Here is a 25,473-nt window from a genome sequence, read left to right on the forward strand (position 1 = left end):
AAAGTACGAAGAACTTCGTACTTTTTCATTCTAATCAATTTTAATAATAAACGCTAAAGCTCTTCGTCATTGTCAAACAACCGGTTGTTTCCACGTGTATTGATCATGAACAAGCTTAACAGACTGGAAAAGGCGGCCATGATCCAGAACAGAAAAAAGCCACCGGCATAAACCCACTCGATACTGACCGGGATATAACCAAATATGCTTATATCCGCAGGCTCTACCAACGCAAATACCACACCGCTTAACAAACCTGCCGCCAAAAATGAAGGCCATATAATCCACATTATGGTACGCATATCGTCCCCCGTTTGTTATTTGAGCTCTCTGTTTTCCACCTCTGGATTTGTGCCAAACCGGGGAATATCCTTGCCATCCTTACTGACAAAAAGCCCTTGCTTGACACCTTCCAGTTTAATTTGCTGGTCTACATTCGTAGATAATGCCAGCACTATGGTAATGATGCAACCAATTATTGCCAGCGCCGGTCCTGCCATTAATATCCATGGCCAAGGCTCCTTGTACCAAGGATTAACATCAAGATCATCATCATTGTAGGTAGACATGTAAATTTCCAGCTTAAATTTAGTTAGGAACAAAGAAACTTGTTTTCTCTTCCGCCTTCAGGTCAAGTTCTTCACTTTCCAGCGTTTGGGCTTTCAATTGAAGATCGTACAAACCTGGCTTGACCTCTCCAAGCGGAACCTGGATAACCAGTGGCACCCATTCATTGGCAAAAGGCGCCACTTTAACCACGGCACTATCACTGTCACCGGCACGAACATGGACATTTTCAAGATCCTTGCCTTGAGCGGTAATTTCAAGATCAAGTGGCTCTTCGGTCATGTTGATCAGCTGTATCCGGTAGACGTTTTCAATTAAACCTCCCGGTACTTCACGACCCAATGCGCCACGATCCCTCATGATATCCATCCGCAATGGTGTACGCATGGCCACTGACACCAGGAAAGCAATAATAAAGAATGCCAGCAAGGTCAGATAAACATAAACACGCGGCTTGAACAGACGTTTTCTGGCCTGTTTATTATCAAGGCCCTCAAGCATGCCATTTTCAGACGTATAACGGATAAGACCTTTTGGATAATTCATTTTATCCATGATCTGGTCACAGGCATCAATACAGGCACCACAGCCAATACACATGTATTGCAGACCGTTACGAATATCGATCCCGGTTGGGCAGACCTGTACACAGACCGTACAGTCAATACAGTCCCCAAGACCCATTTCATGATGATCTACCTTACGTGAACGTCCACCACGGGGTTCACCACGAATTTTGTCATAGGTAACCACAAAGGTATCGGAGTCTACCATCACACTCTGGAAGCGTGCATAAGGGCACATGTACTTACAGACTGATTCGCGCAGGAAGCCTGCATTACCCCAAGTTGCCAAGGAGTAGAAAATGATCCAGAACCATTGCCATGGGCCCAGTTCAAAATTGATAAGATCAGAACCCAATTCACGGATGGGCGCAAAATAGCCAATAAACGTGGAACCCGTCCACCAGGCTACGGCGATCCATAATATATGTTTGGTTGCCTTGATGCGGAATTTGCGAAACGACCAAGGCTCTTCGTCAAGGCGAATACGGGCTACCCGATCACCTTCCACCTTGCGTTCTATCCACATGAAAATTTCGGTATAGACTGTTTGCGGACAGGCATATCCACAGAACAGGCGTCCGGCCAGCGCCGTAAACAGGAACAGGCCGTAAGCGGAAATGATAAGTATGACGGCCATATAAAATACATCTTGCGGCCACAATACCATACCAAAAATATAAAACTTGCGGGCCCCCAGATCAAACAGAACGGCCTGACGATCATTCCACTGCAACCATGGCAACCCGTAAAAAATAACCTGGGTAAAAAGAACGAGAATGATCCTCCAGCGCGCAAAGATGCCGGTTACCGATCGAGGGTATATTTTTGCCCTGAATTCCTCAATAACCCTAGTGCTTTCTTCCTCGGTCAATCCTGCTGAACTAGAGACCTGAGCGGGGCGCTGTATTTGCACCGGTTGCCACGCCGGAGCCTGTTCCGAATTTTTGCCTTCGGTACTTTGATCATTACTCATTCTTTCTTCCTTGATTTACTGCTTATTGCGCTGCAGCCTCTTTATTGGAGAGACTCCATACATACGATGTCAACATACGAATCTGATCAGGTGTGAGAAGGTTTTTCTGCGCAGGCATAAGACCTTCACGTCCGTTCAGGATCGTATTAACGATGGCATCTTTGGAACTGCTGTTCAACCAGATGTTATCAGTCAGGTTAGGCGCACCCAAGGCTTTATTGCCTTTGGCATCAGCACCGTGACAGGCCACACAAAACTGATTGAAGGTTACTTGGCCTGCCGGCACCAACGTCGCATCATGTGACAATCCTGAAAGTGAACGGACATAGTTGGCTACTTCCTCGGCTTTTGCCTGGGGAATTGCCGCTCCCAAAGGAGCCATGATGCCATGACGGCCCTCGGTGATGGTTTGCAGAATGATCTCGGGTTCACCACCATACAACCAGTCGCCATCAGTCAGGTTGGGGTAGTTGGGCTGGCCTTTTGCATCTGATCCATGACATTGTGCACAGTTGTTCAGGAACAACCGTTCACCAATCACGTGAGCCTCAGGGTTTTTAACCAATTCATCAAGAGGCATTGCCGCAAACTTCTCATAGATAGGAGCAATGGTCTTCAGGTACTCGGCACGTTCCTCTTCGACCTGCTTGGCGGCTGTATAACCAACCACACCAGGGTTGGAGCCCAGTGCCGGATACAGAAACATGATACTCAGACCAATGACACACAAGCCAATGTACATAATGACCCACCAACGGGGGATTGGTGTATTCAGCTCACCAATTCCATCCCAGATGTGTCCTGTACTTTCCTCACCTTTGGGAGCGCCATCCAGCCAAGTCCGTTGCGTGAACAACAGCCAAAGACAAAATATGACACCACCCAGTGCAATGATGGAGATCCAGTAACTCCATCCAATGCCCACGAAATCACTCATGATCCATACCCCTTATTACGATTTCCTTGATCTGATCCCTCATCTGGCAATGCGAATGGCAACCTTGCCGCTTCGTCATTGTCCTTGACACGGTGCTTTGACCATGCCCACCAGATGATTCCAAAAAACATCAACATTGATATGACGGTGAATACACCATTTAATATAGCCATATCAGTTACCCCCCGGTAGTGACTGCCTGTGTTGCAGGTTGGGCAGTTTCTTTGGCGCGTAACGCGTTGATAAAGCCGACACCAAGACTTTGCAGGTAAGCAATAACAGCATCTTCCTCTGTTTTGCCGGCAAGTTCTTTATTGGCATTGGCAATCTGTTCATCGGTATAGGGAACGCCCAGCTTACGCAGCGCATTCATACGAGGAACCAGATCAACGTTGGAAACATCTTTATGTTGCAACCAGCTATATCCTGGCATGTTGGACTCTTTGACCAAAGCGCGTGGATCACGCAAGTGAAGCCTGTGCCAGTCATCGGAGTAACGGCCACCCACACGGGCAAGGTCAGGACCGGTACGTTTTGAACCCCACAGGAAGGGGTGATCGTAAACGGTTTCACCAGCCAGGGAGTAGTGACCGTAGCGCAATACGTCAGACTGCAACATACGCACTTGTTGTGAGTGACAGCCTACACAACCTTCCTTGATATATACATCACGCCCTAGCAATTGCAAGGGAGTGTAAGGAGTGACCCCCTCTGCAGGCTGAGTGGTTGAATGCTGGAAAAACAAAGGAACGATTTGCACCAATCCAGCAAATGAGATCACCAGGATACTGAGGATAATCAGTATCCCGACATTCTTCTCAATAGTTTCGTGTGAGAAAAAGCTTTTTGATTTATTAGCCATTAGAGTTCTCCTAATTACACTGTTGCAGGAGCACCAACTGCTGATGCTTGGTGAGAATCTTCAGAAGAACCAACCGGCACTGCAGGATTAACAGGTTTTTGTCCTTTGATGGTGATAATGACGTTGTACAACATAATGATCACACCAGCCAGGAAGCAAGCGCCACCCGTGAAACGAATGATATAAAGCAGATACTTGGATTTAAGCGCCTGCACAAATGCATAAGTCATGGTGCCATCAGGCTCAACAGCACGCCACATCAGGCCTTCCATCACACCGGCAATCCACATTGAAGCGATATACAGAACCACACCAATGGTAGCGATCCAGAAGTGGGCTTCCACCAGGGATTTGCTGGCCATGGAATCACGACCCCACAAACGTGGAATCAAGTAATACAGACTGCCGAAAGTGATCATGGCAACCCAACCCAGTGCACCGGAGTGAACGTGCGCAACGGTCCATTCTGTATAGTGAGACAAAGCGTTCACGGAACGGATGGACATCATTGAACCTTCGAAGGTTGACATACCATAGAAAGACAGTGCCACCACCATGAATTTCAGGATTGGGTCTGTTCTAAGCTTATGCCAGGCACCTGACATGGTCATGATACCGTTGATCATACCGCCCCATGATGGCGCAAGCAGAATCAGGGAGAATGCCATACCCAAACTTTGAGTCCAGTCGGGAAGCGAGGTATACAGCAAGTGGTGAGGGCCGGCCCACATGTAGGTAAAGGCCAATGACCAGAAGTGAACAATTGATAAGCGGTAAGAATACACAGGACGGTTAGCCTGTTTAGGCACAAAGTAATACATCATGCCAAGGAAACTGGTTGTCAGGAAGAAACCAACCGCGTTGTGGCCATACCACCACTGAACCATTGCATCTTGTACACCCGCATAAGCAGAGTAAGACTTGAACCAGCCCCAAGGCATTTCAATATTGTTAAAAATGTGCAGAACGGCAATGGTCAGGATATATGAACCAAAGAACCAGTTTGCCACATAAATATGTTTTACCTTACGCTTGACAATTGTACCGAAGAAAACAATTGCATAAGCAACCCAGACCAATGTGATCAGGATATCAATCGGCCATTCGAGCTCGGCATATTCTTTACTGGATGTAAAACCTGCTGGCAAAGAAATGGCGGCACCGACAATAACCAGCTGCCAGCCCCAAAAAGTGAATGCAGCCAGTTTGTCTGAAAACAAACGGGTTTGACAGGTACGTTGCACGACATAGTATGACGTTGCAAACAAACCACTACCACCAAAAGCAAAAATTACCGCGTTGGTATGTAAGGGACGAAGACGTCCGTAACTTAACCAATCAACCAAATTCAGATTGGGCCAGATAAGTTGTGCGGCGATAAAAACACCGACAAACATCCCCACAATCCCCCAGATCACCGTCATAATGGCGAACTGCCGAACCACCTTGTAATTGAAGGTTTCGGCTTCACTAACAGTTGCGTTTTGAGTACGCATAGACCATCCTCTCTAAAAATTACCACTCTAGTTTTGTGTGATACCGATAAGAATCATGAAACATTTTTACAAATTCTCGGTTTGACTTGAATCAACAAGACAAGAACCCAGAACAAATTATGCCCATGTCGACCCGCATTCTACCTGAACTCTTACCAAAACAAACTTTCGTGTTGCAATACAACAAAGCCGGTTATTTGACAGGAGCGTTATTCTGTATGATTTGAGTCATTATCTTGAAGAATGGATTTCCCGTTCTCTTCTGTATCATCAAACTGACCGGAAAACACCGCCCAATACAGTGCAATACCGATACCGATCACAAATAAAAATGAAACTGGAAGCAATAAAAACAAAGATTCCATTTCATTTATCCCTGGACGGCTTTCCCTGCCGCCCAATCAGGGTTAGTGATAACACCCTGAATATGGAATTTTTTATATAAACGCCATGAGTTCCAGGCTACTGCCAAGGAAGATACCAACATGGTAATGGCCGCAACCCATGGTGCCACCAGCCCGAACATGGCCAAAGGCGCCATGAGAATATGCCACGCCAAAGAACCATAGAGATTCTGGTTGGCAGTTTTTCGGGTAAGGTGTAATACGAATTCTTGTTGTTCCGGGGAAAAACTGTGATTATTAAGAAAGATTGCACGAGCGGCAGAAGACGCTGTAGGAACCGCCATGGACAATGCACAGGGGCAACTCATGACGAAAAGCGCAACCAGTACAGGCAAGGCATGTGTCCTGTCGATAAAAAGATACCAGACAATGCCACTGACGATAGCCAGAAATATTTGGGCGATCACAAACACAAAAGCGATTTTATCGGCTTTTGCCGTCATGATGCCTCGTTCCCGTTCAAGTTTGGCTGGCACACCGCCCTCGGAAAAACGGGCCGACTGTTCGGCACAAAATTCCAGATAACGGGCAGTTAGCAAAAATGCCACAAACATGGAGACGGATTCAAAATAAACCTCACCCTGCTGATGGACGGTGGCAATGACGCTGGGAATAAAAGCAGTAAGAATACCTAGTGCGACAGGCCAATCCATGTTGACGCGCATGGAATGAGTGGAAGATTTTCTAAAAACACCTTGCCAGATTGGCCATGCACAATAAAGGAGAACCGGCATGGTTAATGCAAAACTGAGCCAGTTCATAATGATAATGGCCGTATCAAGCATGGCGAGGCTTTCTGTGCCGATGTAATCACCACGAAAATAGCCGGGAAATGCAAACATCATGACCTGCATCATGACCAGCCAGGCAATACCCAAACTTGCCAGCATGTGCCGACGCTTTTGCCGCTCATGATCTGGCAGATTTTTAGGGATGGAGAAAATAGAGACGGCTTTCATAGCGTAGAATGGTACTCATATATTGTCCATATCGTCTTGATAATTATCAAGATAGTTGCAAATTACCGGCAAGCAATCAAAATCACACAACAAAAATCCAGCTTTATATGTGAAAATAGCCGGTTTTATTTTCAATAACCAGCCATTTCCATTATTTTTAAAATTCAGGTTGGTTCAGTCGAATACACCCTGCGACAGATAGCGATCACCCCGATCGCAGACGATATAAACAATTGTAGCATTCTCGGTGCGTTGTGCAACGCGCAAGGCTGCAACCAGCGCACCTGCTGAAGATATGCCACCAAAAATCCCCTCTTCAGCCGCCACGCGACGGGCCATGTTTTCGGCCTCTTCCTGACTAATCAACTCAAAGCAGTCTACCCCTTTGGGGTCATATATTTTGGGCTGATAATCTTCTGACCATTTCCGGATGCCGGGTATGGATGCCCCCGGAGCAGGTTGGGCACCCACAATTTCAATGAAAGGATTTTTTGACTTCAGATAGGAACCCGTACCCATAATGGTACCCGTTGTTCCCATTGCACTCACAAAGTGAGTGATTTGACCGTTGGTTTGCTGCCAGATTTCGGGGCCTGTACCCTCAATGTGCGCCAACGGATTGTCCGGATTGGCAAACTGATCAAGCACCAGCCCCTTACCCTCTGACTGCATGCTTAAGGCCAGATCGCGGGCATACTCCATGCCACCCTGTTCTGCCTTGGTCAAGATAAGCTCTGCCCCATAGGCTTTCATGGAAGCGCGGCGCTCCAGGGAAAGGTTATCTGGCATGATGAGTATCATTTTATAACCACGGATAGCCGCGGCCATTGCCAACGCAATGCCAGTATTGCCACTAGTGGCCTCAATAAGCGTATCACCGGGTTTGATTTGCCCCCTGGCTTCAGCACGCTTGATCATGGACAAGGCAGGACGATCCTTGACCGAGCCGGCCGGATTATTTCCCTCCAGTTTGGCCAAAATAACGTTTCCCTTGGGATCACCCAAAGCACCAGGAAGTCGTTGCAATCGCACCAGCGGCGTATTGCCGATGGTCTGTTCAATAGTAGGATAGGTATTAGTCATAGTAGTGAAATCATATACCATTTTCATTTAACCCTACTATTATTTTTCATTGCCCTTCACATTTTCCCTATGTGGCTTAATTAACTTTGGCTCTGCTGCAGAAAGAGAGCGTTTTTTTCCATTTACATTTATACTCGTGGACCGAACCGGATAAGCCTCACCAGCCACTTGCCCGCCAGATACCTCTGTTATTTCCAAACCCGCCTCGAACAGCCTGTCCGCCCTTTTTTTGCCAATGCCTTTAACCCTGAGTGACAGATCCTGGCGAGACAGGAACGGACCACCCCTTTGTCTCTCCCTGATGATATTTTCTGCCGTTTTTGGCCCGATCCCATTGACGGAAACCAGCTGCTCACGACTGGCTGAATTAAGATCTACCGCATTTGCCGCACCTGACAAAAAAAGTGACAAGAAAAAAAACCATTTCAACCAGCCTGCCTTCGATGTTTTTATTCGCTCCATGAACACCTCTTCATTTGAACATAACAAACATCATCCAATAATCCTTTATAGGCTGGCATCGTTGTGAATAAAAAAAGCCATCCGTACTTATACAGATGGCTTAGCATCATAGAGCAAGAAAAACCAATTGAAAAAATGATTATTTTGTTTTTTGACGCCAGTCTTTCACATAACGGCTGACACCGGTTTCAACATCAAGCATATCTGCAACATACCCGGCCTGTCGCAATGCGGTCAGATCGGCCTGGGTAAAACTTTGATATCGGCCCTTCAAATCATCCGGGAATGGCGTGTAGCGTATCAGGCCTGCCTGCACCAGTTCATCCAGGGATAAAGCCGCTTCACCACGCTCTTCCCTTAAGGTATTCACAACGGCCCTGGCCACATCATTGAAAGGCTGGGCACGCCCCGAACCACAGTTGAAGATTCCGGATTTTTCAGGATGATCAAGGAAATACAGGTTTACCGCCACCACATCTTCCACAGAAATGAAATCGCGACTTTGCTGTCCATCACCATAACCATCCCAGCCACCAAACAGGCGCACATGCCCCTCTTTGAGGAACTGATTCATATTGTGGAAGGCGACCGACGCCATCCTTCCCTTGTGCTGCTCGTGAGGACCATAGACATTAAAATACCTTAAACCCACCGCCTGGGCCGTCAAATTGCTCATGCGGCTTCGCAATACCTGATCAAACAGAAATTTGGAATAACCGTACACATTAAGCGGTGCTTCGTTAGCGATATTTTCAGCATACACCGGCCCTGCCCCATAAACTGCTGCTGATGATGCGTAAATAAAGGGAATTGAACGGGCTTGGGCAAAATTGAATAACTCTAGCGTGACACGATAATTGTTATCCATCATGAAATGACCATCACGTTCGGTCGTATCCGAACAGGCGCCCTGATGAATAATCGCCTTGATACGCCCCAGACTGCCCGTACTGACCAACTTGCGAAAATCATCTTTGTGAAAGTAATCGGCAATCTGGCAATCGCGCAAATTAATGAATTTATCGCCATCGGTAAGGTCATCAACCGCTACAACACGATCAATGCCCTTACGATTCAGGCCCCGCACAATATTACTGCCAATAAAGCCGGCTGCCCCGGTTACTACTATCATAACAATTCCTCCGCACTAACAATTGATGTGCCCAGTTTTCCCACCACTATACTGCCTGCCTTATTGGCCCAATAGATTGCCTGTGGCCAGTCCAGCCCCGCAGCCTTTGCCACAGCCAGGGTTGCCAGGACGGTATCTCCGGCACCTGAAACATCAAACACCTCTTGTGCCCGGGCATCCTCATGAAAACACCCCTGCTCGTTGAACAAGGTCATACCTTGTTCTGAACGGGTGATCAACAAGGCCTCCAGCGCATATTTCTTGCGCAGCAACTGGGCCAGCTCACTTAACTCTTCCTCGGAATGCCAATGCCCTATAGCCTGTTGCATCTCAGAACGATTGGGCGTAACCAGACTGGCATGACGATAGCGAGCATAATCATCACCTTTAGGGTCGACCAACACGGGAATATTGCACTCCACCGCATGAGCAATCATGGCTTCAACATGCGTTAAAGCACCCTTGGCATAATCAGAAAGCACCAGCACATCATGCTGCGCAATGAGCGCCTTGGCTTTTTCATCCAGCATTTGCAAGGCCGAAGCCTGTGGTGGATATTCAAAATCTATCCTGAGCAATTGTTGCTGCCGGCCCAGCACACGCATTTTCAGGGTGGTATGCAAACTTTGATCCTGGATAAGAAAAGGATCAATCCCGGCCTCATCAGCCAGATATTGAATTTTCCCTCCGGCCTCATCGGGACCGATGATTCCCAGCAATGATGCCTTTGCGCCCAGCGCAACAATATTTCTGGCCACGTTTGCCGCACCACCCAGCCGATCTTCACGGCGCGCCACCCGCACCACGGGTACCGGCGCTTCTGGCGAGATACGATCGACCTCGCCAAACCAGTAACGGTCAAGCATGAGATCACCAATCACCAATATTTTTTTCTGTTTAATAATTTCCAGTGGAAATGAATCCATCACATTTCTTCCTGTTTTTTCGGCTGATAAGTTTCCCACATATTACAGCCGGGACATTGCCAGTAAAACGCCCTGGCCTCAAAGCCACAAGAACTGCAACTGTAACGATCCAACCTTTGCGTATGCTTGTGAATCATTTTATGTAAAAGCGACAATTCCATATCTGGCAAAATTCGGTTTGATGCATTGGGCACCTCACCATTGGCAGTGGCTTTCAACTCAACTTCCAGGAGTTTATCCAAACCCAACAGGGAAGGATGCAGACGCAAGGATTCAGAAGCAAAATCCCAAGCCGGGGCTGCCCCTTGCTGCGCTCGCAACTCGCTGAATACAATCTTGAATAGATCCAGGGAAGGATGATTCAGATAATGACGTTTTAATAAATCAAGCCCCGTCTGCGCCTCTTGAGCTGCCTTGTAATTTTCCAGTAAATCGGCTGCAATCAATCCGGCATATTCAGGCGCATTGGCCATTACACCTTCCAGGTATTTTCTTTCAGCCAGACTATCGCCCTGTATTTTCATTAATTTTGCCCTGAGCATGGCAATCCGGACGGCGGCCGCATTGGACTTAAGTTCTCTTTGCTGCTTTAACAAGGCCTGCTCAGCCATTTTCAGCTCTTCATTGATATAGTCTAGATCAGGCTGTTTGGACTGCATGGACTGCTGCGCCAATTCACAATGATAATGAATGAGCTGCGGAATGGGCTCATCCAGAATCCGGTGCAGATGCCGGACGGCCTCAATGGCCTTGGGCCAATCATGCTCGGCCTCGTAAATGCGAATCAGTGCACGACTGGCAGGCACCGCATAATTACTATCAAGCACGGCCTTGTATGCCTGTTCGGCACGGTCAAGCATGCCCGCCTTGAAAAAATCCTGGGCAAGTTCGTGCTGCGCATGATCCCTGTCATTTTTAGGCAGATCGGCCCGTGACAGCAGACTTTGGTGAACCCTGATGGCCCGCTCTATCTCACCACGTCGACGAAACAGGTTTCCAAGGGCGAAATGAAGCTCAATGGTTTCAGTATCAAGTTTTGCCACTTCAACAAAAGCATCAATCGCCTTGTCATGATCTTCATTCAGGAGAAAATTAAGTCCCTTGAAATAAGAATCGGGCAACTGTCGTGTTTCTGACATCATTTGCCGCACATCCACGCGCGCAGCTATCCACCCTAAACCGAACAGAATAGGTATAAGTATCAGCCACCAGGCCTCATAATCCACCAAACTATAACTCCTCTAGACTTTTGTAACCGCGGTCGAATCTGACGTTTTCTCTGACTGGCTTGCCGCTGCGGAATACTTGCTGTCTTTCGTTGAATTCACATCTTTTTTAAGACGGGTAATTTCATTTTTCAGCTGACTGACCTGCCTGGTTTTTTTAATACGAACCAGAATAGCCATCAAATAAGCAAACAAGGCACCCAGAAAAAAGGTAACCAGCAAAACAACAATCAGGGGGATATTATTAACAGCCACATCAGAGAAAAACCTGACCGACACAGGCTCGGTATTTTTCAGGGCGAATAACAAAACCAGTACAAAAATAATCAGGCGCAATGCCCAAATAACATAATTCATAATTCTCTCCTCAATTCCCCAAAACAACACATTGTAATGCTAAATTGCCTTTTAAAATACTGCATATACGCATTCAATCGTTAAGAATAAAAAAACTCCGAAGCAAAAACTTCGGAGTTTTTTTATTGAACCATGTCAAGCCAGCTTAAAGATTGGCTACCTTAACATTTTCCGATTCAAGATCTTCATGAGCTAAAGATTCTGATTTAAGCTCATTGACAGCTTTGAAGACAGAATCTACACGCTCGCGCAATTCCTTGCCAGCCTTGAAGTGCGGTACCCGTTTACCCGGCACCATCACCTGCTCGCCCGACTTGGGATTACGCCCTACTCGTGGAGCACGTAACGACAGGGAAAAACTGCCAAAACCACGGATTTCAATACGCTGCCCATTTGCCAAGGCATTAGTCAGCGCATCCAACATGGTTTTAACGGCATACTCCGCATCGCGAGCAGCAAGCTGCGGATAGCTTGCTGCCAGTGCTTCAATCAACTCTGATTTAGTCACTGTTTATTCGTCTTTAGCTTGATCAAGTTTAGCCTTCAGCAAGGCACCCAGGTTTGTCGTGCCTGAAGAAGCACTTGAATCTGTCATACGTTGCAGTGCATCTGCTGTTTCAGCATTGTCACGTGCCTTGATAGACAACTGGATTGAACGTGCTTTGCGATCCACATTCAGAATCATGGCTTCGATATTGTCGCCTTCTTTCAGAACCGCTGTTGCATCTTCCACACGACCGGTAGAGATTTCTGATGCACGCAGATAGCCCTCAACATCCAGAGACAATGTAACAACGGCACCTTTAGGCTCAACAGACTTGATAACGCCAGGTACAACCGCACCTTTATCGTTAGAAGAAACGTAGTTGTTGAATGGATCACCTTCCAGCTGTTTGATACCCAAAGAGATACGCTCTTTGTCGGTGTCGATAGCCAGAACAACCGCATCAATCTCGTCGCCTTTCTTGAAGTTGCGAACCGCTTCTTCACCAGAGTCAGTCCAGGACAGGTCAGACAAATGAACCAGACCATCGATACCGCCAGGCAAACCAATGAATACACCAAAGTCTGTGATTGACTTGATGGCACCATGAACTTTGTCGCCACGTTTGAAGTTAATGGCAAATTCTTCCCATGGGTTGGCGCGGCACTGTTTCATGCCCAGTGAAATACGACGACGATCTTCGTCGATCTCAAGAACCATGACTTCAACTTCTTCACCCAGACTGACCACTTTGCGTGGGTCAACGTTTTTGTTTGTCCAGTCCATCTCAGAAACGTGAACCAGACCTTCAATACCGGTTTCAACTTCTACGAAAGCACCGTAGTCAGTCAGGTTGGTGACTTTACCGAAAATGCGTGTGCCTTGTGGGTAACGACGTGCCAGACCCACCCAAGGATCTTCGCCCAACTGTTTGACGCCCAGTGATACACGGCTTTTCTCTTGATCAAACTTCAGAACTTTAGCTTCAACTTCCTGACCAACAGTCAGCACCTCGGATGGATGACGTACACGACGCCATGCCATATCGGTGATATGCAGCAGACCGTCAATACCACCCAAGTCAACGAACGCACCGTAATCGGTAATGTTTTTAACGATACCGGTAACCACTGCACCTTCCTGCAGGGTTTCAAGCAGTTTTTGACGCTCTTCGCCCATGTTCACTTCAAGAACTGAACGACGTGACAGAACAACGTTATTGCGTTTGCGGTCAAGTTTGATGACCTTGAATTCCATTGTTTTGCCTTCATAAGGCGTTGTGTCTTTAACAGGACGCAGGTCTACCAGAGAACCGGGCAAGAAAGCACGGATACCGTTAGTCATGACAGTCAGGCCGCCTTTGACTTTACCAGTAATGGTACCAGTAACCATTTCACCGGACTCAAGCGCTTGTTCCAGGGACAGCCATGCTGACAGACGTTTTGCACGGTCGCGGGACAGAATCGTGTCGCCGTAGCCGTTTTCGAGTGAATCGATGGCGACAGAAACGAAATCACCTTCGTTGACTTCGAGTTCGCCCTGATCGTTCAGGAATTCTTCCAGTGGGATTAAAGACTCAGATTTCAATCCGGCATTAACAACCACAAAATTGTGGTCGATACGTACAACTTCTGCTGAAATCACTTCACCTGATTTCATCTCCTGGTTTTTAACACTTGCAGCAAACAGGTCTGCAAAGCTTTCGCCACCAATAGCGTCTTGTAAAGTTACGGATGTCATTAAACTATATCCAACGGCCCTTCGGGCCTGTAAAAAAAATACACACCAGGAAATACAACTTCCCCGGTGGAGTGAATGATACCTTTCATGCGGGTAAAAATTTGCACCCCTTACATGAAAGCCCTCAATAAGGTAAAACCAGCACTGGCTTTACCACCATTACTTACCGCACTGCCAATAAACGCTTATGCGTTTACTTCAGACCAGTAAGCCAATACTTTTGCTACCGATTCCTCTATGGACAACCTTGAGGAATCAAGAATTATTGCATCTTCGGCTGGTACCAACGGCGCATGACTTCGATTCATATCCCGCTCGTCCCGCGCTTTCAGATCTTCCAACAAGGCCACTAGGTTAGCAGAAATTCCTTTTTCGATCAACTGCTTATAACGTCTTTGTGCCCTTTCATTGACATCTGCAATCAAAAAAATCTTTAATTTTGCATCAGGAAAAATGACAGTTCCCATATCACGGCCGTCAGCAACCAGGCCCGGCGCTTTCCTGAACGCCAGCTGACGCTCAAACAGGGCCTGCCGCAACAAAGGATATGTGGCAATCCGGGAGGCCAGCGCACCCACTTCTTCCCCACGCAAAACATCACTGACATCGTCGTTATCGAGCAACACCTGCTGCCCCTCGAAGCGGACATTGAGGTTGCGCGCCACCTCGGCAATCTCGGCCTCATTGTCAGGCTGAATGTTTTTTCTCAATACCGCCAGTGCACTTAATCGATACAGCATGCCAGAATCAAGCTGATGCCAGCCCAAGGTTTTGGCCACAATCCCGGCCAACGTCCCCTTGCCTGAAGCACTGGGACCATCAATCGCAATAACCGGCGGCAAGCTTGTGTTATTCATGCCTGATTACCTCACAAGTGTCTTATAAACATCAAAATAAGCGGGAAAAGTCTTGGCGACACAATCAGGATCAAGAATACGCAAGCCCACCGGACCAAAAACAGCCAGGGAAAAACACATGGCCATGCGATGATCATCATAAGTTTCGATGTCCGCCGTTTTCCATTCAGATGACAAGGGCGGCACAATCCTTAACCAATCAGGCCCCGATGTTACCGTCGCCCCCACTTTGACCAGCTCTTTGTGCATGGCGTCAATCCGGTCGGTTTCCTTGACCCGCCAACTACCTATATTGCGCAGCATACACGGCCCATCGGCATATAACGCCAATACGGCAGCGGTCATGGCCGCATCGGGGATCAGATTAAAATCCTCATCAAACGCCTTCAATTTTGCACCCTGAGTCAAGTCGGGTCCAGTCACTTCCAGCCAGTTATCGCCAAACTTGATGGTTCCGCCCATGGCCTGAATGGTTTCAGCAAACCGGATGTCCCCCTGAATACTGTTTTCACCCACCCCATTGATACGCACGGGACCTTTGCCCACCAGACCCAAAGCCATAAAATAAGATGCCGAGGAAGCATCCCCTTCAATTTCCACCTGGCCAGGACTTTTATAAACCGCATTGCGGGTAATGGTAAAACGCGACCAGCCCTGTTGCTGCACTACCACACCAAAACGGGCCATCATGTTCAGGGTAATCTGGATGTAAGGCTTTGAAATAAGCTCTCCTTCGACCTCCAGAACAACATCCTGATCCGTTTTTTGGGCTATCAAGGGGGCGACCAGCAACAAAGCCGTCAGAAACTGGCTGGAAACCGACCCCTGGACCTTGACTGCCCCATGAATACTCAGGTTTCCGGATGAAATTTCAAGTGGCGGGTAGCCTTCATTCTGCTCGCAGATTATATGGGCCCCCATGGCGCGCAGGGCATCAACAAGGTCACCAATGGGACGCTCATGCATACGGGCCACACCATGCAAACGATAATTGCCACCCGACACGGCCAAGGCCGCCGTTAAGGGACGAAAAGCCGTCCCTGCATTACCTAAAAATATTTCCGCCTGCTTAATGGGGAAGTTACCCACCCCCTCAATGGTAACCGTTTCCTGATCATGCCGCTCTACCGGGACACCCAACACTTCAAGCGCTTTCAACATGACGCTTGTATCATCGGAATCAAGTAACCCCGTGAGCCGCGTTGGGCCGATCGCCAGCGCGGCCAACAAAAGCACCCGATTGGATATACTTTTTGAGCCAGGCAGATTAATCTCACCACTGGCTGTTGATACCGCGCTCAAATCAATAAATGGTGTCCGCATTACTTGTTTTCTCCCCATTTTTTTCGGGCCAAGGAGGCCTGCTCCAGCCATGCATGCAAGCCTTGCGCATCACTGTTTTCTATCATTTGCCGAGTTTTTTCAAGAGCCGGCATAAATTCATCAATTTCCTTCAACATGGCTTCCTTGTTACTGATAAAGATATCCCGCCACATTTCCGGCGATCCGCCCGCAATCCTTGTAAAATCACGAAAACCCGTACCCGCCAGGGCCAAAGCCATCCCTGATGAGTCGGAACGACTTACCAGGGACATATAAAGCGCAGACAGGTAATGCGGAAAATGACTGACCGCAGCAAAGATTCGATCGTGCTCGGTAGCATTGATTTCACGCACCACCGCACCACAGGCCTGCCAGCATTGCCTGACCTGCTTAAGGTCATCGCTGGCGTTCTCGGGCAATGGGGTTAGAATGACATTGCGATTCCAATACAGCAAAGGATCCGCAGCAGCCGGGCCCGACTCATCAGAACCCGCAATAGGATGACCGGGAATGAACTGGCGAATCCGCTCCCCCAGCGATTGACGCGCATCGTTAATGACCTGAACTTTGGTACTGCAGGCATCCGTCACGATTGCGGTCGGCTTGAGCAACGGCCCAATGGTTTCACAAATTCTGCCCAGCACCGAGGCAGGCGTGGAGATCAATATGAAATCTGACTCTTTAGCCGCCTCTTCAAGGGTTGCAATACGATCGATCAAACCCAGCTGCAGCGCCCTCTCGAGGCTGGCCTGGTCTCGACCCACTCCCAGCACGCAGCCCACATGACCGCCATTTTTAAGCGCCTTGGCAAAAGAACCACCTATAAGGCCCACTCCAACCACGCTGACCACGGGTATAAGAAACGAATGTGCCGATACGGCCAACGTGTCATTCACGGACATACTAGATCCTTATTGCAGAGGATAAGATCCGAGAATTTTGAAGAAAGCGGATTTCTTTTCAAGCTCAGCCAGTGCCTTGGCAACATTTTCGTCATCGCGATGGCCCAGGATATCAACATAAAAATAATATTCCCATTGACCGGTACGGGCCGGACGAGACTCAAAACGGGTCATCGAAACACCATTCTGGACAAAAGGACTGAGCAAATCATAAACGGCACCAATCCGGTTTGGCACGGCAAAAATAAGACTTGTCTGATCTTTGCCACTTGGCAGGGCATCCAGATGACCAATGGCCAGAAAACGGGTTTTATTATTGGGATCATCCTGAATGCCGGCCGCCACAATCGGCAGATTCCAGACAAGCGCTGCCGCTTCACCGGCAATAGCAGCAACAGTATCGTCCTGGGCAGCATGCTTTGCCGCCTCTGAGTTGCTGGCCGCCGGCACCCTTTCCAGATTAGGATAATGTTGCTGCAACCAATTATGGCATTGCGCCAATGCCTGCGGATGCCCCATGATGACTTTTACCTTGTCCATGCTTGCACCCTGCGTCATCAGGCAATGCCGAATGGCGATAATACGCTCCCCGTGCACTTTCAGGGTCGTGGACAATAATAAATCCTGTGTCCGGTTAACTGCCCCTTCCGTCGAGTTTTCAACCGGCACCATACCTACATCAGCCTGACCGGCCTCAACGGCACGAAACACTTCATCAAAGGAAGGACACGGCAATTTCTGTATCGCATGTCCATAATACTCGAAGGCCGCCTGTTCGGAAAATGAACCTTTAGGCCCAAGGTAAGCCACTGTCAGACCACGTTCGAGTCCACGACAGGCTGAAATGATTTCAGCCCACACGGCATGCACGGACTCACGGGGAAAAACCCCCCGCTCATTAAGATCCTGCAAACGACGGATGATTTGAGCTTCTCGCTCGGGTTTGAGCACTGGACCATCTGCCTGAAACTCATGCTTTACTTTACCCACATCGATAGCCGCCTGAGCCCGTTGATTCAAAAGATTCAGTATTTCATGATCAATGGCATCTATTCGCTCACGCAGCGGCTTTAGTTTTTCCTGCAGCAGTTTATCCATGTTTGCGTTCAAATTCTTTAAGGTAATCGACAAGGGCCAGCACCCCCTCTATTGGCATCGCATTATAAATGGAAGCCCGCATGCCACCCACGGATTTATGGCCTTTCAGGTTCAACAAGTGCTCTTTTTGTGCCCCTTCAAGGAAAGCCGCATTCAGGCCGTCATCACGCAAGGTAAATGGCACATTCATGCGCGAACGGTATTCAGGCTGAATCGGATTACGATAAAAATCGCTGCTGTCCAGCTGGCTATACAACACTTTAGCCTTGTTGATGTTTTCAGATTCGATCGCAGCCAAACCACCTTTTGCCAGTAACCATTTAAAAACCAACCCTGCAATATAAATGGCATAAGTGGGCGGTGTGTTAAAGCGTGAGCGCTCACGGGCCACGTTGACATAATCAAAGGCACTTGGGCAATAAGGCAAGGCATGACCAAGTAAATCGCGATGCAGAACCACCACCGTTACACCTGCAGGCCCTGCATTTTTTTGCGCACCGGCATAAACCATGCCGGTTTTCCTTATGTCCAGTGGACGTGACAGGAAATGGGATGAGGCATCGACCACCAATGGAACCGACCCGGCTCCCAAGGCATCCATATTGGGCAAAGCACCAATCTCGACCCCACCAATGGTTTCATTGCTGCAAAAATGCAAATATGAGGAATCAGAATTGACTTTCCACTCGTCGAAAGTCGGCACCCATGTCCAGGGCGCGTACTCATGCCCATTGATTTCCCGGGCCTGATGACTTTGCGCGGCAATGCGTACCGTACCGTAGCGGGTAGCCTCTTTGTATGATTTGGTAGACCAGATCCCGGTCAGGACATAATCGGCAGAGTGCGAAACATTTCTGGCAATCAGGTTCATGGGCAAAATTGCATTTTCAGCCGTTGCCCCACCCTGCATAAACATCACCGCGTAATCCTCGGGGATATCCATCAAGGTCCGCAGATCGGCTTCGGCCTCGTCACAAATTTGCGTAAATTCAGGCCCACGATGACTCATTTCCATGACTGACTGACCACTACCGTGCCAATCAAGCATTTCCTCGGCAGCCTGTTGCAAAACCTCACGAGGAAGCTTGGAAGGTCCTGCTGAAAAATTCCAATATTGCTTATTCATACCCGCTTTCACTTATTCATCTGTTGAAGATTGAGAATCGTCCTGCCCGGAAACCTCGCCTGATCCATCTTCGGGTGCACCGGAAGTGGTATCCGAAGCAACCTCATCGCTTTCGCCATCACCATCCACATCACTCTCAACAACCCGACGAACCCCAGACAACAGGCTTCCGTCATCGACGTTAATGAGGGTAACACCCTGTGTGGCCCGACCCATTTCCCTGATTTCAGATACCCGGGTGCGAACCAGGACGCCTCCCGTTGTAATGAGCATAATCTCATCATCGGGCTCAACCAGGACAGCCCCCACCACCTTGCCATTACGGGCACTGGTCTGAATGGCAATCATGCCTTTGGTACCGCGGCCATGGCGGGTATATTCCGTAATGGACGTGCGTTTTCCAAAGCCGTTTTCAGTGGCGGTCAGTACACTTTGCGTTTCATCACCGGCGACCAGCAGGGAAATCACACTTTGCCCGTCTTCCAGACTCATGCCGCGGACACCTCGCGCCGTACGACCCATGGGCCGCACATCATTTTCATCAAAACGAACGGCCTTGCCCGCATCGGAAAACAGCATGATGTCGTGCTCACCATCGGTAAGATCGGCACCGATCAGATGGTCCCCCTCATCGAGGGCCACCGCAATAATACCAGCCTTGCGAGGATTGGAAAAATCGGACAAAGGCGTCTTCTTGACTGTGCCACGCAAGGTTGCCATAAAGACGTAACGGTCTTCAACAAAAGCCTTGACCGGCAGAATAACCGTAATTTTCTCGCCATCCACCAAGGGGAACATATTGACAATAGGACGTCCGCGTGAACCCCGGGTGCCTTGTGGCACTTCCCAGACTTTCAGCCAATAGACGCGACCATGGTCGGAAAAACACAACAGGTAGTCGTGCGTATTGGCAATAAACAACTGATCGATCCAGTCATCTTCTTTCATGGCCGTTGCCTGCTTGCCCCTGCCACCGCGTTTTTGGGCACGGTATTCGGACAGGGGCTGGCTTTTGATATAACCACTATTTGACAGAGTTACAACCATATCGGCAGGTGTAATCAGGTCCTCAGTATCGAGCTCAGTGGCGTTGGCTTCGATGACCGAACGACGCACATCTTTAACATTGGTTGAGAATTCTGTCTTGATGAGTGTCAGTTCATCGGCAATGATGGCAGTAATACGCTCGGGCTTGGAGAGAATATCCAGCAGATCGGAAATGGTTTCCATGATCTCTTTATATTCATTGACGATCTTATCCTGCTCAAGCCCGGTCAGGCGTTGCAGGCGCATGTTCAGAATTTCCTGTGCCTGCACATCGCTTAGGCGATACAAGCCGTCGGCCTGCAGACCGAACACAGCCGCCAGGCCTTCAGGACGATACGCGGCGCTGCCACCCAGAACACCGCCATTATCGGCATCGGCACGGGCCAGCATTTCGCGTACCAGGGAAGAGTCCCAGGTGCGGGCCATCAATTCCTGACGGGCCACCGGTGGCGTGGGCGCAGCCTTAATAATGGCGATAAAATCATCGATATTGGCCAAAGCCACCGCCAGACCTTCCAACACATGACCACGTTCACGGGCTTTACGCAACTGGTACACGGTGCGGCGCGTGACCACCTCACGGCGATGCTGAAGGAAATAATCAACCAACTGTTTAAGATTCAGCAACCGGGGCTGACCTTCCACCAAGGCCACCAGGTTCATGCCGAACGTATCCTGCAACTGGGTATGCTTATACAGGTTATTCAGAACCACCTCGGGCACTTCGCCGCGTTTAAGTTCAATGACCAGACGCATCCCGTCTTTGTCGGACTCATCGCGAATATCAGCAATACCCTCAATTTTTTTCTCGTTCACCAGGTCAGCGATACGTTCTTGCAAGGTCTTTTTATTAACCTGATAGGGCAGTTCGTCAACAATGATGGCCTGACGATTGCCCCTTTCCATATCTTCAAAATGCGTTTTGGCGCGCATGACCACACGCCCACGTCCGGTCCGGTAACCTTCCCTGACTCCTGACATGCCATAAATAATACCGCCAGTAGGGAAGTCGGGGGCTGGAATCAGCTCCATCAACTCATCGATACTGCAGTCCGGATTACGCAGACAAAACAGACACCCGTCAACCACTTCGGACAGGTTATGGGGAGGAATATTGGTGGCCATACCAACCGCAATGCCCGAACTGCCGTTAACCAGCAGATTGGGTAACCGGGAAGGCAACAGGAGCGGCTCTTGTTCACTGCCGTCATAGTTGGGGCCGAAATCAACCGTTTCCTGATCGATGTCGGCCAGCAATTCGTGAGCAATCCTGGCAAGACGGATTTCCGTGTAACGCATGGCCGCGGCACTATCGCCGTCGACAGAGCCAAAGTTGCCCTGCCCATCGACCAGCATGTAACGCAGCGAGAAGTCCTGGGCCATACGCACGATGGTATCGTATACCGCCTGATCGCCATGAGGATGATATTTACCGATAACATCACCAACAATACGTGCGGATTTTTTATAAGCCCTGTTCCAGTCATTATTGAGTTCATGCATGGCAAAAAGCACACGCCGGTGAACAGGCTTGAGACCGTCCCTGACATCTGGCAAGGCACGACCGACAATCACACTCATCGCGTAGTCGAGATAACTACGACGCATTTCTTCTTCCAATGAAATTGGAAGCGTCTCCTTGGCAAAGGAATCCATATTACTCACAAATTTTTATCTGGTTGGGCAAAAACACTAAAATGTCTCTACCAATAATGAAAAAGCCAATTTGGGCGAAATGTTGATTCTAACATTTATAGTGCATGGACAAACATCAATCCGTTGGCTTAAAAAGATTTTATTCAGGAGCATCCCCCTTTATTTTCGACCAATTCCTTTAAGTTTTAGGTTTCGAGTTCATCTTTAAATACTTAAAGATTTCAACGTTTTTCACCGCACCTACACATTTTACTGCTTGTTGCTCAAATCCAACAAAATTTGCATATAAACGACAGATTTGAAAAGATCCTTTAAAAATGTTGGGCTTACGCTCTACAAGCCACGGGAAAATCGCGTAAGATCTGTTCAAGAACACGGGAAAATCTAGCTTAACCCTTTGAATGAACTTTCAAGCGTTGCTATACTGACCCTGATTTCCAATCATGCGGCGGGTTTCGCTGCGAGTCATTTTTTAGCTTTCAAGCTCAACGAGGAGAAACATGAATAAGCCCTCTAAATTCGCATTAGCATTCGCCGTGGTTGCTGCCGCAACTTCTGGCGTCGCATCAGCGCAAACTGTCGACAATTGGGTAAACCCATACGGTCTGGTTTGGATGAACGGCACAAATGAACATTGCTGGCGTGACAACTTCTGGACACCTGCAACAGCAGCTCAAGGCTGCGGTGCACCACAAGCACGCGACATCGTTGCCCAGAAAGTAACGCTCAACGCTGACACATTCTTTGATTTTGACAAATCAACCCTGAAACCTGAAGGCCGTAACATTCTGGACCAGGTTGCCCAACAGGCAAAACAACTTAACCTTGAATCAGTTATTGCTGTTGGTTATACCGACTCTATCGGTACTGCACAATACAACCAAGGTCTGTCAGAGCGCCGTGCAGCCACTGTTAAAAACTACCTGATCTCTCAAGGCATTCCTGCCGACCAGATTATCGCTTCCGGCCGCGGTGAAAACGACCCAATCGCTTCCAACGCAACTCGCGAAGGTCGTGCTAAAAACCGTCGCGTAGAAATCGAAATCATCGGTACTCCACGCAACTAAGCGCAGGAAATTTATTTTTTCCTACAGTAAAAAGCCCCCTATTGGGGGCTTTTTACTATCCGCCTTCAGGACAGTCTTTCCTGGCCTATGATAAACTTGAATCCTTACTGTTTACACCCCGATTATTTTCAGGTTTCAAGAATAAGGCCCTATGAATACTCCCACCATCACTTCCGATCCCATCAACGCAGACCCGGCTGAACTGGAAAAATTCAGCGCCCTGGCATCCAAATGGTGGGATCCTACCAGTGAATTCAAACCCTTACACGCCATTAATCCACTCAGGCTCGAATGGATTCAGTCACTGGCTGGCTCCCTGACTGACAAAACAATTATCGATGTAGGCTGTGGCGGTGGCATTCTTTCCGAAAGCATGGCAGCAGCCGGTGCCAAAGTTACCGGTATAGACCTTGCCCAAAAGTCACTGACTGTTGCAAAGTTGCACGGACTGGAATCCGGGATAAAAGTAGAATACCTTAAAGTGGCGGTTGAACAAATCGCCCAAGAACGCACGGCACAATACGATGTGGTCACCTGCATGGAAATGCTTGAGCATGTTCCCGATCCTGCCTCCATCGTCAATGCCTGTGCAAAATTGGTTAAACCCGGTGGTTGGGTGTTTTTCTCCACACTCAACCGAAACATGAAATCTTTCATGTATGCCATCATAGGAGCCGAGTATATTATGAACCTGCTTCCCAAAGGAACACATAACTATGGCAGTTTCATCAAACCCAGCGAACTGGTTTCCTGTGCACGCTGTGCAAAACTTGATTTAATCAGCATGAAAGGACTTGAATACAATCCTTTAACTGCGAAATATAAACTCAGTAACGATACTTCGGTCAATTATTTGATAGCGACTCGTAAATGCGAAGAATAGTTTTCTTTGATTTTGATGGCACGCTGGTTGATAGCGCCCCAGACCTTGCGCATGCAGCTAATTTACAACGCATTCGCAAAGGATTGCCCGCACTGGAATATGCAGCCTTAAGACCTTATGCCTCACAAGGCGCCAGAGGGCTGCTTGGGGCAGCTCTGAACCTGCAACCCGGACACACGGAATACGAAATGGTTCGCCAGCAATTTTTACAAGACTATAAAAACTGCATGACGACCAACAGTCGGCTCTTTACCGGCATTACCGAATTGCTGGACAAGATAGAACAAAACAATATAGGTTGGGGTATTGTCACCAATAAGGCGAAGGATCTATCTTTTCCCCTGTTCGACCATTTCCAGCTAACTACCCGCAGCGTTGCCAATGTATGCGGAGACACCACGCCTTACGCCAAACCACATCCCGCACCTTTACTCCACGCTGCCCAGCTGGCCAACAGCCTGCCCGAACACTGCATTTATGTCGGTGACGATGAACGGGACATCATCGCTGGAAAAGCGGCCAATATGGCCACCATTGCCGTTTCCTATGGATACTGTAACAATACAGACAAGATACATGACTGGCAGGCCGATATGATAGTAGACAAAGTCAATGAGCTGTGGGATGCCATTACTCACCTGATTCAAAAAAATGAGGTTGGAAATGATTAATTCCCGGCATTTGACATCCTTACGATTATTACTGGCGTCTTCCACACTGCTTTCCGGCTGCGTCCTGAATCCTGGCCCCGGCAGCCTGAATGTGGATCCCGATGGAAAGCCCACTTCCATCTTTTTCGGGCGTACGGCACTATCACCCAGCAACTGGGACACAATCACCAAATCCATTAAAGACTCGGACAAAGAGTCATTAGGTGTTGAAGTAAACCGCGTGCACGATGGCAGCCTTAGAATTATTTTGCCGGCCAACAACTCATTTCGCTCTGGCAAAACCAACATCAACCGAAAAATGTTCCCTATTCTGGATAAAATTGTTACAGAACTTAAACAAACCCAGAACCTGCGCATTAAGGTCGTTGGACATACCGACTCTCAAGGAGACGAAATTAACAACCAGGCCCTGTCCGTACAAAGAGCCTCTGCGGTTGCCCATTACTTAATTAAAAAAGGGGTGAAAAGCGTCCGGATTGACATCGAAGGCAGAGGTTCCATCGACCCACTCATGAGCAATGACACCACCTACGGCAGAGCCGTAAACCGCCGCATTGAACTGTATTTGTACGAATTAAGATAGATCCCATATACCGGGGGTTACCTCCCCCAATATTTCATAAGCTTGACCAAAAAAACCACCCTTCATGGGCCTTCAGCCAAAAGAAA

Annotated in this window: 27 protein-coding genes; 4 read left to right on the top strand and 23 right to left on the bottom strand. The window is 48.4% G+C overall.

The annotated features are described in order from the left end of the window. Positions 1-53: 53 nt before the first annotated feature. From KU392_RS01050 to gyrA, 23 genes are all read right to left on the bottom strand, one after another. Positions 54-302, bottom strand: a complete 249-nt coding sequence (locus KU392_RS01050) for a hypothetical protein (protein ID WP_169294205.1) — start codon at positions 300-302, stop codon at positions 54-56. A gap of 15 nt (positions 303-317) precedes the next feature. After that, positions 318-569: a FixH family protein gene (locus tag KU392_RS01055; RefSeq protein WP_169294204.1), complete on the bottom strand. Its 252-nt coding sequence runs from the start codon at positions 567-569 to the stop codon at positions 318-320. 19 nt (positions 570-588) lie between these two features. Continuing rightward, positions 589-2,106 carry a cytochrome c oxidase accessory protein CcoG gene (ccoG, locus tag KU392_RS01060; RefSeq protein ID WP_169294203.1) on the bottom strand — a complete coding sequence of 506 codons (1,518 nt, stop codon included), beginning with the start codon at positions 2,104-2,106 and terminating at the stop codon, positions 589-591. A gap of 22 nt (positions 2,107-2,128) precedes the next feature. After that, on the bottom strand, positions 2,129-3,043 hold the full coding sequence (gene ccoP / locus KU392_RS01065) for a cytochrome-c oxidase, cbb3-type subunit III (RefSeq protein WP_169294202.1): 915 nt from the start codon (positions 3,041-3,043) through the stop codon (positions 2,129-2,131). Next, positions 3,040-3,216: a cbb3-type cytochrome oxidase subunit 3 gene (locus KU392_RS01070; RefSeq protein ID WP_217734323.1), complete on the bottom strand. Its 177-nt coding sequence runs from the start codon at positions 3,214-3,216 to the stop codon at positions 3,040-3,042. Before KU392_RS01070 ends, ccoP begins: the two co-directional genes overlap by 4 nt. Before the next feature lie 5 nt (positions 3,217-3,221). After that, a complete protein-coding gene (gene ccoO, locus KU392_RS01075) occupies positions 3,222-3,905 on the bottom strand; it encodes a cytochrome-c oxidase, cbb3-type subunit II (RefSeq protein WP_217734324.1) in 684 nt (227 codons plus the stop codon). 14 nt (positions 3,906-3,919) lie between these two features. After that, complete coding sequence (gene ccoN, locus KU392_RS01080) at positions 3,920-5,401, bottom strand: cytochrome-c oxidase, cbb3-type subunit I (RefSeq protein ID WP_217734325.1); 1,482 nt, start codon at positions 5,399-5,401, stop codon at positions 3,920-3,922. A 209-nt stretch (positions 5,402-5,610) separates the two neighbouring features. Continuing rightward, on the bottom strand, positions 5,611-5,766 hold the full coding sequence (ccoS, locus tag KU392_RS01085) for a cbb3-type cytochrome oxidase assembly protein CcoS (protein WP_169294198.1): 156 nt from the start codon (positions 5,764-5,766) through the stop codon (positions 5,611-5,613). 5 nt (positions 5,767-5,771) lie between these two features. Then, on the bottom strand, positions 5,772-6,764 hold the full coding sequence (locus KU392_RS01090) for a P-type ATPase actuator domain-containing protein (RefSeq protein WP_169294197.1): 993 nt from the start codon (positions 6,762-6,764) through the stop codon (positions 5,772-5,774). 174 nt (positions 6,765-6,938) lie between these two features. After that, complete coding sequence (cysM, locus tag KU392_RS01095) at positions 6,939-7,847, bottom strand: cysteine synthase CysM (protein WP_169294196.1); 909 nt, start codon at positions 7,845-7,847, stop codon at positions 6,939-6,941. Between the two features lie 39 nt (positions 7,848-7,886). After that, positions 7,887-8,258 (bottom strand): ComEA family DNA-binding protein, encoded by a 372-nt coding sequence (locus KU392_RS01100; RefSeq protein WP_246587179.1) that lies wholly within the window; start codon positions 8,256-8,258, stop codon positions 7,887-7,889. Between the two features lie 190 nt (positions 8,259-8,448). After that, on the bottom strand, positions 8,449-9,441 hold the full coding sequence (rfaD, locus tag KU392_RS01105) for an ADP-glyceromanno-heptose 6-epimerase (protein WP_169294194.1): 993 nt from the start codon (positions 9,439-9,441) through the stop codon (positions 8,449-8,451). Next, complete coding sequence (gene rfaE1 / locus KU392_RS01110; protein WP_217734326.1) at positions 9,438-10,367, bottom strand: D-glycero-beta-D-manno-heptose-7-phosphate kinase; 930 nt, start codon at positions 10,365-10,367, stop codon at positions 9,438-9,440. Before rfaE1 ends, rfaD begins: the two co-directional genes overlap by 4 nt. Further along, entirely contained in the window at positions 10,367-11,593 is a 1,227-nt protein-coding gene (gene lapB, locus KU392_RS01115; protein ID WP_169294286.1) for a lipopolysaccharide assembly protein LapB, read from the bottom strand. Before lapB ends, rfaE1 begins: the two co-directional genes overlap by 1 nt. Before the next feature lie 15 nt (positions 11,594-11,608). Continuing rightward, on the bottom strand, positions 11,609-11,950 hold the full coding sequence (locus KU392_RS01120) for a LapA family protein (RefSeq protein WP_169294192.1): 342 nt from the start codon (positions 11,948-11,950) through the stop codon (positions 11,609-11,611). A gap of 145 nt (positions 11,951-12,095) precedes the next feature. Continuing rightward, a complete protein-coding gene (locus tag KU392_RS01125; RefSeq protein ID WP_169294191.1) occupies positions 12,096-12,458 on the bottom strand; it encodes an integration host factor subunit beta in 363 nt (120 codons plus the stop codon). Positions 12,459-12,461: 3 nt separating this feature from the next. Beyond that, positions 12,462-14,174 (bottom strand): 30S ribosomal protein S1, encoded by a 1,713-nt coding sequence (gene rpsA, locus KU392_RS01130; protein ID WP_169294190.1) that lies wholly within the window; start codon positions 14,172-14,174, stop codon positions 12,462-12,464. Between the two features lie 185 nt (positions 14,175-14,359). Beyond that, positions 14,360-15,031 carry a (d)CMP kinase gene (gene cmk / locus KU392_RS01135; protein ID WP_169294189.1) on the bottom strand — a complete coding sequence of 224 codons (672 nt, stop codon included), beginning with the start codon at positions 15,029-15,031 and terminating at the stop codon, positions 14,360-14,362. A gap of 6 nt (positions 15,032-15,037) precedes the next feature. Continuing rightward, on the bottom strand, positions 15,038-16,354 hold the full coding sequence (gene aroA, locus KU392_RS01140; RefSeq protein ID WP_217734327.1) for a 3-phosphoshikimate 1-carboxyvinyltransferase: 1,317 nt from the start codon (positions 16,352-16,354) through the stop codon (positions 15,038-15,040). Continuing rightward, positions 16,354-17,256, bottom strand: a complete 903-nt coding sequence (locus KU392_RS01145; protein WP_169294187.1) for a prephenate dehydrogenase — start codon at positions 17,254-17,256, stop codon at positions 16,354-16,356. Before KU392_RS01145 ends, aroA begins: the two co-directional genes overlap by 1 nt. A gap of 9 nt (positions 17,257-17,265) precedes the next feature. Continuing rightward, positions 17,266-18,354, bottom strand: coding sequence for a prephenate dehydratase (gene pheA, locus KU392_RS01150; protein ID WP_169294186.1), 1,089 nt, complete (start codon positions 18,352-18,354; stop codon positions 17,266-17,268). Next, positions 18,347-19,480, bottom strand: a complete 1,134-nt coding sequence (serC, locus tag KU392_RS01155) for a 3-phosphoserine/phosphohydroxythreonine transaminase (protein WP_217734328.1) — start codon at positions 19,478-19,480, stop codon at positions 18,347-18,349. The genes pheA and serC overlap by 8 nt, the downstream gene beginning before the upstream one ends. 12 nt (positions 19,481-19,492) lie before the next feature. Continuing rightward, complete coding sequence (gyrA, locus tag KU392_RS01160; protein ID WP_169294285.1) at positions 19,493-22,183, bottom strand: DNA gyrase subunit A; 2,691 nt, start codon at positions 22,181-22,183, stop codon at positions 19,493-19,495. Between the two features lie 500 nt (positions 22,184-22,683). Here gyrA and ompA point away from each other — a divergent pair, with 500 nt between their 5' ends. From ompA to KU392_RS01180, 4 genes are all read left to right on the top strand, one after another. Next, on the top strand, positions 22,684-23,250 hold the full coding sequence (ompA, locus tag KU392_RS01165) for an outer membrane protein OmpA (RefSeq protein ID WP_169294184.1): 567 nt from the start codon (positions 22,684-22,686) through the stop codon (positions 23,248-23,250). Positions 23,251-23,401: 151 nt separating this feature from the next. Further along, the gene (gene ubiG / locus KU392_RS01170) at positions 23,402-24,133 is read left to right on the top strand and encodes a bifunctional 2-polyprenyl-6-hydroxyphenol methylase/3-demethylubiquinol 3-O-methyltransferase UbiG (protein WP_217734329.1); all 732 of its coding nucleotides are present in this window, start codon (positions 23,402-23,404) and stop codon (positions 24,131-24,133) included. After that, positions 24,121-24,804, top strand: coding sequence for an HAD-IA family hydrolase (locus KU392_RS01175; RefSeq protein WP_169294182.1), 684 nt, complete (start codon positions 24,121-24,123; stop codon positions 24,802-24,804). Before ubiG ends, KU392_RS01175 begins: the two co-directional genes overlap by 13 nt. Next, positions 24,797-25,387, top strand: a complete 591-nt coding sequence (locus KU392_RS01180; protein WP_169294181.1) for an OmpA family protein — start codon at positions 24,797-24,799, stop codon at positions 25,385-25,387. The genes KU392_RS01175 and KU392_RS01180 overlap by 8 nt, the downstream gene beginning before the upstream one ends. The last annotated feature ends 86 nt before the right edge of the window (positions 25,388-25,473 follow it).

Source organism: Advenella alkanexedens, from assembly GCF_019132845.1.
GTDB classification, from domain to species: Bacteria; Pseudomonadota; Gammaproteobacteria; order Burkholderiales; family Burkholderiaceae_B; genus Advenella; species Advenella alkanexedens.